Consider the following 13,703-nt stretch of genomic DNA (forward strand, 5'->3'; position numbering starts at 1 on the left):
CCTCCTTTTAGCGGCAGACATTTTATTTCATGTTAGCATACTTTTTGTAATTAAGGTTAAAAGTTGTCTGACTTTTTCGGCCGTCTAATTCTAAGAACTAAGCGTAAAATTACTAGTCCGCCAAAGATGATCCAAGCAATGATGGTGGCAATTTTACCAATCTGTAATCCCGGGGTCGTGTAGGTTAATTTAATTTGATGTTTTCCAGCAGGCATACGAGCGCCAACGAAGCCTTTGTTAACTACAAAGGTGCTGGCTTTTTGGCCATCAATGGTGAGTTGCCAACCAGTGGAATAAGGAATGGAACTAACCATGATGCCACTCTTTTGATTATTGGCAGTTCCAGTAACCGTATTTTGATCTACGTTTAAGTTAGTTAAGCCCGTCTTTTTCAGTTTTTGCATTTGAGTATCATATTGTTTGTTAAATGGCATAGCTATTAGTTTAGCACTCTTGAATTTTAGACCCTTAACGGCGGTAAAGTTAAGATCGACTTTTCGACGTGTCTTATTGGAATAACCTAGATTGAGAGTGACTGATTTAATAGGTTGGTAATTTGAGAGACTAGTATATGGGTATTGAGAAAAACCGGTATTGTTGTTAAAGGTTTTGGCCGTTAAATTATAAGCTGCATAATTGGGATATAAGAAGTTATTTCGCTGATCTGTAATTTGTGCCATTTTAGAATAGTTGGTGTTGTTGAGAATATGGTTGTTAGTATCGATATTATTTTTATCTTGAACTGTATTATCGTCAATAGAAATACCATCTAATACTAAGTAAAGTTCGGCGTTTTTAGTTTGATTAGGATTATTCACATTCAATGTATACTTTAGCTGATGTCCGTTGCTATCAGATATCATTTCTTTTAAACTATTAGCATTTTGGCGTTTGTTTTGTTGAATCAGCAATTTATTTTGGCTAATTAGTTTATCAGTTTTAGTAGAATTACTATCTAAATTTAATTGAGCATGATTACCATCTAATGCTTTTTCAATTGTTTGAGAATTTTTCCCTAAAAGGCCTAAACGAGAAGCTGCTAATTGTTGCTGAGAGTCAATTACTCTATTTGTGTTTACTTGAACGCTATACTTGATATTCTTTTTTGGTGATTTGTATTTTAATTCAGCAGTTTGATTTTTGGGTTCTGAAACCTGGGCTCCTTGAGTCATAGCTCGTTCCCGATCTAAACCGTCCATCTTATTAAAGACATTATCAGAGATAGTTTGATTTTGGGTGTAGATAAGAGGTAATGCATTATTTGTTTTCACCAAAACAGTGTTGTATGGGTTATCAACATAATGTGAATAGTTTTTAATAGATTTGGCTTGGAAAGTTTTAATTTTACCATCTGCATCTTTAACTGGTTGATAACCGTAGGGAACAGCATCATCTAATTTGTTTGCTTTTACATAGAAATATTTAACTCCAAGTAGGTTATTAGCTGCAGTTCGATAATCATTTTCAGCTAAAGGAGTATTAAAGGAAAACTGACTATTTGCAATTGCAGTTGAAAAATCACCTATATAACCATTTTGGAGGGTAAGGTAGGAGGATTCATCATTAACTCCGCTGTTCATTCCTATATTTGTATTAGTATTTGTAAAGTTAGACACAGAACCCGGTAGATAGTGATTCATAAGTGCGGTTCTGAAAAATCCAGTTTGTTTAGCTACATACTTGTTGGCACCATTATAGTAATTATTGCTGTACTGTTGAGCTAATCCCTTATTTAATTGAGAACTAACTGCTGAACCACTGTTTAAACTATATGTGCCTAAGATATTGGTAAAGAGATTAAATGTAACTAATACTCCTATCACAATGCCACTGGTAGTTTTACTCCAACCAAACATGATAGACATCATAATTACAATAAGGGTCAATAACAAAAGACCGTAAGAAATGTACTCATGGTGTTGAAGATTTAAAATGCCACCGTGACCTAACCAAACTAAAAAGATGAGTAGGATAGAAGTTACTAAAAAGGTTGCGATATCACTGCCAGAGAGAGTATTGACATTATCAACTAAAATCATTGCAGCAAAACTAAACCCTAATACTCCTAATAATGCCCACCGATTAGAGGGAGCTGATAGACCATTGAAAATAGCACCTACAGCTGGGATTAAAATTCCAATTAAAACGATTAAGTTACCAATGTTTAACCATAAATGTTCCCGGAAATGCTTAAAGGAATACACAACTCCTAAGAATGAAATAGAACTAACTCCGATAATTAACCAGAAATTTAATGATCCGATATTTAAGATACTATTAGGGATTCCTAGGTAATATTGTGGTGTATAAAATAGTAATCCACTTGCAAATTTTCCAGAAATTCGAGTAGATTTTAGTGCAAACAAAACAGTTGGCAGGAATACTAATAGGCCCATTAAGGCACCTAAAATTCCGCCAGCAAACATACGTCCTACGGAACGCCACAACTTGAATTGATCTTGTTTAAAGCAACTACCAATGCGGATTAGCGCATAAATACCAGTAGCAATGGCTAGCATCCATGCAAAGTAGAAATTCCCAAGAATTACCAAAAAGACCGCTAATGAAAACGGTAAGAATGAATGGTTATTAACGATTCGATCAATTCCGTAGGCCAATAGTGGAAAGAAGATCATTGGTAATAAAAAGAAGGGGTGATGTAGGCTGGAATATAAAACAAAGCCGGCAAAGGTATAAGATAATGTACCAATTAATTTGCTAGGTTTACTAAATTTGTAACTGGTGGTGTATAACAGAAACGCCAATCCAATACAGTAAAGACGTAATAAAATCAAAGCACCGTAAGCAAACTCGATGCTATTTTTAGGGAAGAAGATAATTAAGTAGTTAAAAAGATCTCCAATTACATAGTACGAAAAATTAGTTAATTGGTCGGCCCCTAAGCCTAATGACCAATCCCAATGGGTAAAACCAGCGCTAGGATTACTAATGAAGTGTTCTAACATTGAACGAAGTTGGGTTAGGATGGGAAAATGTTGTGCCATCCCGTCTTTAAACCAAACGAAAGATTTATCTGCCATCGCTAGACAAACAAACATAGTTCCAGCCAGTAAAGCAAAAGCAATGGTATATGGGATTATCAGCGGGGTTTTTTTGAATATGTTTTTCAAAATGGGTTCCTCCAGGTAAAAACCTAATGAATTCTGTATTAATAAAAAATGCTGGAGCAAGCCCCAGCATAAGATTTACTCTTGATTATTCGTATTTAAAATTCAGAATCGAATTCTTCATCAACTGATGATGGATCAGATTTAGTAGGTTCGTTAATGGTAACTTCAAACCAATTGATAAAGGAATTTTCGTAATCTACAATTTTAAATTCAAAGTGATCTAAAGAAATGATGTCTCCCCGTTTTAGGTCAGGGTAGTTGTCTAAGAAGTAGCCGGCCATTGTAACTGAGTCGGAATCTTCAAATTCCGGAACGTCGCGGTTAAAGTAACGCTCAAAATCATGGGTGGTAATTCGTCCATTGACTTGATAGGTACCGTTTGGTTGCTTGAAGACGTATTCCGTAAAGGCGGGATCGATTTCATCACGAACGGTTCCGAAAAGTTCTTCATAAATGTCTTTATCAGTGATAATTCCAGAAGTTCCACCGTATTCGTCCACTACTACCACAATTGGGTTTCGTTTTTGAATCATTTGATGTAAAACATCGGCGATCGGGGTTAATTCTGGGGTGGTAGAAATGTTTCTAAGTAAGCGATCCACGCGGATTGATGAATCCACTTGGGATTGCCGAATTAAGTCATAACTGTAAACGTAACCTAAGATCTTATCCTTATCGTTATCGGCAACGACGGGAAGGCGACTGAATTTTTCTTGCAAGTAAATTTGGACGGCTTCCTTAACCGTAGTGGTAATGTCAATAACCACTAATTGAGTCCGGTCGATCATAATGTCTTTGGCAACCTTATCGTTTAGCTCAAAAGCCCGACGCATGTATAAGTAATCGTTTTGTTCTAGTTCGCCAGATTTAACGGCGTTGCGAGATAGATTCAAGATTTCAGCTTGAGAAAAAGCCTCGTCATTTTCATCTGCTACCTTAATCCCCATCATTTTGACGATCCCACTGGCTGAGGTATTCAACAACCAAACAAATGGGTAAAACAAAATGTGGAAGTAGTGTAATGGTGTGGAAACAATATCTAAGACTTTAAGTGGCATGTCGATACTAATATTTTTAGGAACAATTTCTGTCAACACCACTTCTAAGTAAGTCAAAATAATAATTCCGACTACCGCACCGATGGCATGAGCCGTAGTGGGGTTGATTGGTGAATTATGGATTTCCATAATATCCACCAAAATAGTAACGACAAACGATTCACCTAACCACCCTAAGATGATTCCGGCAAGTGATACCCCCACTTGAGTGGTTGAGAGGTATTCGTTTAGGTTCGTGACCATTTTGATTTCACGGTCAATTTTTTTGCTATTTCCCTTCGTCTCTTTTCGGCGCTCTTCTAAAGCACTTAATCGAGATTGCACCAAAGCAAATTCACTGGCAACAAAGAAAGCTGCCGCGATGAAGGTGATAATGATAATAGTCAAATTGATAAATATCTGACTGTCAGCCAATTTTATTCCTCATTTCTGGTATAAAAAATTCCCTTAGAATTAAATTGTTTGGTATAAATACCAAACTACTCCCTATTATACGCTGACCAACCAAGTTTTTAAAAGCGATATTATCGTTCAAGTCGTTTTTCTTAATCTTTTATTAATGTGGTGGTATTCTAGAAGAGTAAAAAGCTGGTGAAGAGTGATTAGAAATAGCTCTGCATCACGATTTTGAAGGGAGATTAGACTATGACAAATAACAATCGTAATTTTGGAATTTTTGATCCGCAAGACGACTTTTTTAGTAACTTTGGCAAAGCATTTTTAGGTTCAGTTAATAATGGTAGTTTTGATGTGGATATCGTCGAAAACGATAATAACTTTGTGGTTAGTGCTGAGCTTCCCGGTTTCAAGAAGAAGGGAATTCATATTAGTTATCAAGACGACAACTTAACTATTAAGGCCCAACACGAATCCGAATCTGAAGTCCACAATGATGATGGTCGGGTAATTCGGCATGAACGCTCTAACCAAAACGTTGCCCGGTCATTTTATCTACCTAGCGTGAATGCTGAAATGATCAAAGCTAGCTATGATGGTGGGGTCTTAACCATTACGTTACCTAAGAAGGATCCAGAAGCTACTGGCGCACACCATATTGAAATTGATTAAATAAATTTTGAGTTAAAAATTAAAAAGATCGAATTAGTAATTCTCTGTGCAGAATCTAGCTAGTTCGATCTTTTTTAGTTATCTATATTGATGTCCCAATTCGTAAACTTCTTCTGGATCGTTACCGGTTCGTTCGTTGCGATTAAGAATATCTAGCATCGACATTTCATCGGCACTTAGTTCAAAGTCAAAGATTTGCAGATTTTCTTTAATTCTAGCTGGATTAACAGACTTAGAAATCATAGATAGTCCGCGTTGAACTTGCCACCGTAAAATAATTTGGGCAACACTTCGGTTGTGGTGGTCAGCCATTTTTTGGATCATTGGGTTGTCCAACACGGCACCACGACCAAGAGGACTCCAAGCTTGAGTGATAATTTCTTCTGCCTGATCGTAATCTACTAACCCTTGAGAAGTCAGGTAAGGGTGGTTTTCAATTTGGTTAACGACTGGCATTTCAGTAGCTTGAGTTTTGAGTAATTCTAACATGGCGCGGTTATAGTTACTTACTCCAATAGACTTGACTTTACCGGCTTTTTTGACGTCTTCTAATGCCCGCCAAGTATCAAAGAACTTGGTGTTGATGGGCCAATGGACTAACATTAAGTCGATATAATCGGTACCTAGTTGTTCCAAAGAAAAGTCCACGCTGGCCACGGTTAATTCGTAACCTTGATTTTCATTAGCCACCTTATCGGTAATAAAAACATCCTGACGAGCAATGCCATTATGGTTTAAGGCTGCTGCTAAGACCTGTTCATTTCGATACATTTGAGCCGTATCAAACAAGCGATAGCCAGCTTCAAAGGCAGTTTGGACAGCAGTATCCATTTCGTCTTGTTTATTGATCAAATAGGTTCCAAACCCCACTTGGGGCATTTTATTTTCGTCTGCTAAGGTTAATAAATTATCCGCTTCCATGGTGAACCTCCGTTAGTTGTAATGGCTTTATTTTAACATAATTAACATCCTTGAATTAAAGTGCTAAAGCTTTTCTTGCGATCGGGGTCAATAAATAGGTTTTTGGCACCAAATTTTGTACAATTAGGTAAAGTGAGGTGCTGACAATGGCAAAACAAGTAGAAAAAATAACCGGGCTGACTAGCGAACAAGTAGCCCAACAAATCGCCAAGGGAAATCAAAATACTTCTCCGGCACCGTTGACGCATAGTATCAAAGAGATTTTTCAGACTAACATTGTTACGTTGTTTAACTTAATTAACGTTGTGTTAGGGCTATTTGTGCTTTATACCGGTAGCTATAAAAACTTACTGTTCTTAGGAATTGTTTTCTTCAATACTGCGATTGGCATTATTCAAGAAATTAGATCTAAACGCCAGATTGATAAAATGGCCATTCTAGCGGAGGGCAAAGTCCAAGTTGTTCGGGATGGTACGGTTCAACAAGTGATGCCAGAAGAGCTAGTGTTAGATGATGTGATTTTACTGGAACGCGGAGACCAGGTACCAGTAGACGGGGTGATTTTAACTAGTCAACACTTGGAGGTTAATGAGTCTCAGATTACGGGAGAAGCCAAAACAATCACCAAAGCGGTGGGCGATCCTATTATTTCCGCCACATACGTGGAAAGTGGTTCAGCACAGATGAAGGCTACCAAGGTAGGTAAGGACACTTTTGTGAATCATTTGGCAGAAGAAGCTCGTAGTGGTAGTGATACTAATAGCATTTTATTAGCCACCATTAACAAAATTATTAAAACGTTGACCTACGTCATCATTCCGTTAGGGATTGCGTTATTTATTTCTAAAATGATTAGTAGTAACGACGTCAATCGAGCTATTTTAGGAACGGTGGCAGCGATGACCGGGATGATTCCGGAAGGATTAGTGCTGTTAACTTCGGTGACTTTGGCAGTTTCAGCGGCTAATTTGGCCCGCAAACGAGTGTTGGTCCGGGATTTACCGGCGATTGAAACTTTAGCGCGGGTGGACACGATCTGTTTAGACAAAACGGGAACGATTACTAGTGGTGATCTGCGACTAGATAAGATTGTACCGTTGAATTCTAAATCAGATGCGGCCGTTACCAAATTAGTAGCTCAGGTAGCTTATGGCACTGGTGACGAAAACGAAACTGCTCGAGCTATCAAAGCGGGGATTGCTGATCCTAATGTGCAACCGACAGCAACTCATCCGTTTTCTTCAGCCCGTAAGTGGAGTGCGGTGACGCTGTCTGATGGGACCACAGTTGTATTAGGAGCACCCCAATTTATTTTTAAGGATGCCAACTTGGCTGCTGATGTTCAAACCACTATTGATGATTATGCCAAACAAGGCTTTCGGGTTTTGGCTGTGGCGACGGCTAGTGGCATCGATGGTGATCGGGTGGTAGCTCCAGAGTTATGGGGCTTAGTCTTAATTACCGATGTGATTCGACCTAATGCCGTTAGTACCTTTGCCTTTTTCAGAAAACAAGGCGTGAAAATCAAGGTGATTTCGGGAGATGATCCGACTACTGCCTCCACGATTGCGCGCAATGCGGGGATTGAAGACGCCCAAAATTTTGTGGATATGAGTAAAGTTCCAGATGAACAACTGGCTGAAGCAGCTTTAAGTGAAACGGTCTTTGGCCGGGTGACTCCAGATCAAAAGCAACGGTTGATTAAAGCCATGCAAGATGACAAACATACTGTGGCAATGACTGGTGATGGGGTAAATGATTTATTAGCACTCCGGCAAGCTGACTGTGGAATCGCAATGGCTTCTGGAAGCGAAAGTACCAAAAGTATTGCGGATTTTGTCTTAATTGATTCGGATTTCAATTCGATGGTCGGAGTATTAAACGAGGGCCGGCGGGTCATTAATAACATCGAACAAGTAGCTTCGATGTACTTGATTAAAACGATGTATTCAGTGGCCTTGTCGTTTATCTTTATTTTTATGACAACTGGATATCCATTTGAACCCATTCAATTAACGCCAATTACTTCTTTGATGGTTGGTTTTCCATCATTTGTGTTGGCCTTACAACCTAACTTTAGTAAAATTACCAATCAATTTTTGAAGCAGGTGCTTAAAATTTCGTTACCAGCAGCACTGCTAGTAGTTAGTTACATCATGGTGATTGAAGTGCTAGGATTTACTTTCCATTTGGATTATCGCTTTACTTCGACGCTGTGTGTGTTGTTGACTGGAACGATTTGTTGGCTGTCATTAGTGATGGTGTCGCGTCCGCTAAACCGGTTAAAAATCATATTAGACTTGGGAGTTTTAATTGTCTTTGGTACTATTATCATCTTCTTTAATTCGTTATTCTCACTAGTTTCCTTCTTCAATCCGGCTATCTGGTTGTTTGCTGTTCCGCTTATCTTGACCGTTTATCCAGTCTATGTTGCGGTTCAGGGAGTAATTGTAGGCTATTTGAATCGAAGTAAGAGATTTAAGGATGCGGTTTAAAATGTCGTTTTTGAATGCCCGTCATCTGGTATGGTATACTAGGTGATAGAAAAAGGAGGCACTCAAAATGTCAGAAAAAGAACGTTACCAAGCATGGGAAGCTAAAATTAAAGCGGTTGAATTGCCACTGTGGGATGAGTTGCCCAAGTTCGAACTCTACATGGATCAAGTGACTGCTTTGATTAATGGTTTGTTAGGACCGCTAGAAATTGATCCCATTACGCCAGCGATGATTAATAATTACGTTAAGAAAAAGGCTATCATGGCTCCGGTCAAGAAGAAGTATCAAACAATGCAAATTGCCGATATTATTTTGATTAGTTTGTTAAAACCCACCTTTTCGTTGGAAACGATTCGGCGAGGGATGGATCAAGTAACTGCCAAAATTTATCCACAACAAGCCTATGACAGCTTTATTAAGCGGTTGACCTTTTCGTTGAAAAACATTAACCAACGAAACACTCAGGCACTGGCAGAAACTAATTTGAATGATAAATTACTCCAGGTAGCCGTCAATGCAATTATTGACCGGCTAGAATCTCAAAAGTTGTTAGAGATAATTACTAAGCCATTGCCTAAAGTTCATGATAAGTGAAATCGTTCACGTTAAGGTAATGGAATCGTTTTCATAAAGTATAACTTAATTATAGAGTTAATAAAAAGAGCTAAACGTTGATATAACAGCGTTTAGCTCTTTTTAAATTTATTTGTAAAATATTGAGCAATTACTGTTTACATTTTTTGAAAACGTGATATGATATTTTTGTGAAATAAATAACAATCAATTTTCCTCTTGGAGGCTTACACATGGCAAAGGAAAACCAAAACAAACCAAAACAAGCTGTTGAAGTAAAAACTACTAGTGTTGACGATGTAATTAACGGATTGGTGGCTAACGCCGTTTCCGCATTACACGAAATGGATTCATTTGACCAAGCTAAGGTCGACTACATTACCCACCAAATGGTAATGGCCGGCTTGGATGCCCACATGGATTTGGCAATTATGGCCGCTGACGAAACTGGTCGGGGGGTTGCTGAAGACAAAGCTGTTAAAAACATTTTTGCTACCGAAGAAATTTGGCACCACATCCGCGATCACAAAACCGTTGGGATCATCGAAGATGACAAGGAACGCCAATTAATTAAAGTGGCAGAACCACTTGGAGTTTTAGCCGGAATTACTCCCGTTACTAACCCAACTTCTACTACATTATTCAAGTCGATTATTTCTATGAAGACTAGAAACCCAATTATCTTTAGTTTCCATCCCCAAGCAATGAAGGCTTCTGTCGCTGCTGCTAAAGTAGTTCGGGATGCTGCGGTGGCTGCTGGGGCACCAGAAGGAATTATCCAATGGATTGAAGAACCAAGTCTAGAAGCCACTACTAAATTAATTAATCATCCAGATGTTGCTAGCACCTTGGCAACTGGGGGTCCTGGGATGGTTAAGGCAGCTTACTCAACTGGCAAGCCAGCATTGGGCGTTGGTCCTGGTAACGGCCCGGTTTACATTGAAAAAACTGCTAACATCGCCCGTGCCGTAAACGACATCGTGCTTTCTAAGACGTTTGATAATGGGATGATCTGTGCTACTGAAAACAGTGCGGTAGTTGATGACGCCATCTATGACGATATCAAGGAACAATTTGAACGTAACGGCGTTTTCTTCATTAACGCTGAAGACAAAGCGTCCTTGGCTGACGCAATGTTTGATGCTAAGCGGGGGGGCGTTAAAGGTCCTATCGCTGGTAAATCAGCCATCCAAATTGCTGAATTGGCCGGTATCAAGGTTCCTGAAAACACTAAGGTTCTTGCTGCTGAATTAGCTAATGATGAAATTGGTCCTAAGTTCCCACTTTCTGGTGAAAAGTTAAGCCCAGTCTTGTCATTTTACCGAGTTAACAGTCATGACGAAGCCTTTACAGTTTGTGAAGCCTTACTGAATTATGGGGGCCTTGGTCATACTGCTGGGATTCAAACCACTGATGAAGATTTGTCCGTTGAATTTGGTAAGCAAATGAAGGCTGCCCGGGTCTTAGTTAATACTCCTGGCGGTTTCGGTGGAATTGGGGACTTGTACAACCAAATGACTCCTTCCATGACTTTAGGAACTGGTTCCTGGGGTGCTAACTCAATTTCTCACAACGTTACTGATTATGACCTCTTGAACATCAAAACTATCGCAAAGAGGCGAAATAATATGCAATGGATTAAATTACCACGGGTCTACTTCGAAAAGACTTCTGTTCGTTACTTGGACAGCATGCCCGGCATCGAAAAGGTCTTCATCGTTACTAGTCCATCAATGGTAGAACACGGCTATGTTGATATCGTCTTAGACGAATTAAAGCGTCGCCCTAACGAAATTCAATACTCATTATTCTCAAGTGTTGAACCAGATCCAACTACCGATACGGTTAACAAAGGGGTCGCTCAAATGCGGGCTTTCCAACCAGACACCATCATTGCTTTAGGTGGGGGGTCACCATTGGATGCCGCTAAGAACATGTGGTTATTCTATGAAGATCCAGAAGCTAACTTCTTTGGAGCTAAGCAAAAATTCTTGGATATTAGAAAGCGGGCATACAAGTTTAATAAGCCTAAGAAAGCCCAATTTGTAGCTATTCCAACTACCTCTGGGACTGGCTCAGAAGTAACACCATTTGCCGTTATCACTGATTCTAAGACGCACGTTAAATACCCATTGGCTGATTATGCGTTGACTCCTGACGTTGCCATTATCGATCCTCAATTTGTGGAAACCGTTCCTAAGGGTACCGTTGCCGCTTCTGGATTGGACGTTCTCTGTCACGGAATTGAATCATTTGTTTCCGTAATGGCTTCAGATTACACTCGCCCATTGTCACTTCAAGCAATCAAGTTGGTCTTTGAAAACTTGACTGATTCTTACAATGGCGATCCAACTGCTAGAGCAGAAATGCATAACGCAGCTACATTAGCTGGGATGGCATTTGGAAATGCCTTCTTGGGAATTAACCATTCTATCGCCCACAAACTCGGGGGAGAATTTGGCTTAACCCACGGAATTGCCATCGCTATCACTATGCCACACGTTATTCGTTACAACTTCAAGTTACCTAAGAAGATTGCCGTTTGGCCTAAGTACGAATCATTTAGAGCTGACAAGGATTACGCTGAAATTGCTCGCTACGTTGGCCTCAAAGGCGATAGTGACGAAGAATTGAAAGAAGCCTTGGTAAACAAGATTATTGAATTGGCTCATTCAGTCGGTGTTTCTCTTAGCTTGAAAGATTGGGGCGTTGATAAAGCTCAATTCGATGCTACCGTTGATGAATTAGCTAAGTTGGCTTACGAAGACCAATGTACTACTGCTAACCCTAAAGAACCATTAATGGCTGACCTTAAGCAAATTATGATCGACGAATATGATGGTCGGGGAGTCGAAAAGAAATAATTTAGTACCTGAATAAATATATATAATTAGATTGCGGGATAAGAAAAACGCCGGGCGTGAGCTGGGCGTTTTTTGGTATTACTTTTGGTTATTTAAAGGATTACTTTTATATATTAGCCAACTATTTATTATAAGCATATAATATTCATAAGGATAATGTGAAATAAATCACATAATTTGCATTTTGGAGGCCACTGCTTATGGATAGTTATAAAATCATTTATGATGATGAAATTGAATTAGGAATGATGGGTACTTTTTCAAAACGTGTAACTAGGCAAGATGTTGAAGATTTTGCTAAGGTAACTGGTGATTTTAATCCAATGCACATGGATGATGGATTTGCTAACCAAACTCAATTTCATGAACGAATCGCTCATGGTATGATTTCGGCAGGGATGATTTCAGCATGTATCGGAACTCAGATGCCGGGACCAGGGGCAATTTATTTAGGGCAGACATTGCGATTTAATAAACCAGTTCATTTTGACGATGTTTTAGTAGTTAACGTGGAAATTACTAAAATTGATCAAAAAAAACATTTTAAGCTGGTTACTTTAAAAACTACCGTCACTAATCAAGATGGTGAGGTAGTTACAGATGGTGAAGCCCAAATTATGCCTGCTCAAAGAGATAAAAAATAATAAATTAATATATTAAAAAACCACTTTTAATTTATATAGATTAAAAGTGGTTTTTTAATTTCGCTGATCAATATTAATTGGTAAAACTAGTCTCCATTAAATGTAGCTGAACGTTTTTCTAGAAAGGCACTCATACCTTCTTTTTGATCATTAGTAGCAAAAGTTTGAGCCCACATCTGAGTTTCAAAATCAATTGCAATATCTAATGGAAGGTCAGCAGCACGATCAATAACATACTTGGCCATACCGACTGCAATAGGACTGTTTTTCATAACAGCTGCTGCAATTTCATTAACTTTATTCATTAACTCTTCTGGTTCAGCGATTTCGTCAGCTAACCCAATTCGGTGAGCCTCTTCAGCACTGATCATGGTTGCCATGGAAATTATTTCTTTGGCTTTACCTCTACCAACTAATCGAGTTAGTCGTTGAGTGCCGCCAAATCCAGGAACGATACCCAAACCAACTTCTGGTTGGCCAAACTTGGCTTTAGAAGAAACTACACGAACATCGCATGAAGATGCCAGTTCACAACCACCACCAAGACAGTAACCATTAACTGCTGCAATGGTTAATTGTGGTAGGTTTTCAATTTTGCTGAATGAATTATGAGCAATTTTAGATAATTCTGCTGCTTGTAATGAATTCATATCACGCATTTCAGAAATATCAGCTCCAGCAACAAAAGCCTTTTCTCCTGCACCAGTAACAACGACAATCTTAACTTCATCTTGGTTTTCTCGAATTAAATCAAAAGCTTGTCCGATTTCAATCAAGGTAGCAGTATTAAGGGCGTTCATAGACTTGGGACGGTTAATGGTCAAAGTAGCAATGTCATTTTCAACAGTGAGTAGAATGTTTTCGTAGTTAGGGGTATTCATCATTAATAACTTCCTTTCGATTTTCAGGGGGTTATCAACGAGTACTTTCGAAACCAATCATAACGAT

Annotated in this window: 9 protein-coding genes; 5 read left to right on the top strand and 4 right to left on the bottom strand. The window is 38.9% G+C overall.

Annotated elements, in window-relative coordinates:
* Nucleotides 1-56: 56 nt before the first annotated feature.
* Entirely contained in the window at nt 57-3,131 is a 3,075-nt protein-coding gene (locus tag OXT66_RS02175; RefSeq protein ID WP_268595452.1) for a YfhO family protein, read from the bottom strand.
* A gap of 95 nt (nt 3,132-3,226) precedes the next feature.
* The gene (locus OXT66_RS02180) at nt 3,227-4,603 is read right to left on the bottom strand and encodes a hemolysin family protein (protein ID WP_268595453.1); all 1,377 of its coding nucleotides are present in this window, start codon (nt 4,601-4,603) and stop codon (nt 3,227-3,229) included.
* A 231-nt stretch (nt 4,604-4,834) separates the two neighbouring features.
* Here OXT66_RS02180 and OXT66_RS02185 point away from each other — a divergent pair, with 231 nt between their 5' ends.
* Nucleotides 4,835-5,257, top strand: a complete 423-nt coding sequence (locus tag OXT66_RS02185) for an Hsp20/alpha crystallin family protein (protein ID WP_268595454.1) — start codon at nt 4,835-4,837, stop codon at nt 5,255-5,257.
* 78 nt (nt 5,258-5,335) lie between these two features.
* On the opposite strand, the gene OXT66_RS02190 is transcribed toward OXT66_RS02185, so the two are convergent.
* Nucleotides 5,336-6,178: an aldo/keto reductase gene (locus tag OXT66_RS02190; RefSeq protein WP_268595455.1), complete on the bottom strand. Its 843-nt coding sequence runs from the start codon at nt 6,176-6,178 to the stop codon at nt 5,336-5,338.
* A 146-nt stretch (nt 6,179-6,324) separates the two neighbouring features.
* Between OXT66_RS02190 and OXT66_RS02195 the strand changes: the two genes are divergently transcribed.
* The 4 genes from OXT66_RS02195 (at nt 6,325) to OXT66_RS02210 (ending at nt 12,755) form a co-directional block, all read left to right on the top strand.
* Nucleotides 6,325-8,673 carry an HAD-IC family P-type ATPase gene (locus OXT66_RS02195; protein ID WP_268595456.1) on the top strand — a complete coding sequence of 783 codons (2,349 nt, stop codon included), beginning with the start codon at nt 6,325-6,327 and terminating at the stop codon, nt 8,671-8,673.
* A gap of 67 nt (nt 8,674-8,740) precedes the next feature.
* The gene (locus tag OXT66_RS02200; protein ID WP_268595457.1) at nt 8,741-9,268 is read left to right on the top strand and encodes a DUF1836 domain-containing protein; all 528 of its coding nucleotides are present in this window, start codon (nt 8,741-8,743) and stop codon (nt 9,266-9,268) included.
* A 212-nt stretch (nt 9,269-9,480) separates the two neighbouring features.
* A complete protein-coding gene (gene adhE, locus OXT66_RS02205) occupies nt 9,481-12,111 on the top strand; it encodes a bifunctional acetaldehyde-CoA/alcohol dehydrogenase (RefSeq protein ID WP_268595458.1) in 2,631 nt (876 codons plus the stop codon).
* Between the two features lie 200 nt (nt 12,112-12,311).
* On the top strand, nt 12,312-12,755 hold the full coding sequence (locus tag OXT66_RS02210; protein ID WP_268595459.1) for a MaoC family dehydratase: 444 nt from the start codon (nt 12,312-12,314) through the stop codon (nt 12,753-12,755).
* Nucleotides 12,756-12,841: 86 nt separating this feature from the next.
* On the opposite strand, the gene OXT66_RS02215 is transcribed toward OXT66_RS02210, so the two are convergent.
* On the bottom strand, nt 12,842-13,636 hold the full coding sequence (locus tag OXT66_RS02215) for an enoyl-CoA hydratase-related protein (protein WP_268595891.1): 795 nt from the start codon (nt 13,634-13,636) through the stop codon (nt 12,842-12,844).
* Between the last annotated feature and the right edge of the window lie 67 nt (nt 13,637-13,703).

It is taken from the genome of Lentilactobacillus senioris (assembly GCF_026798195.1).
Taxonomy (GTDB): domain Bacteria; phylum Bacillota; class Bacilli; order Lactobacillales; family Lactobacillaceae; genus Lentilactobacillus; species Lentilactobacillus senioris_A.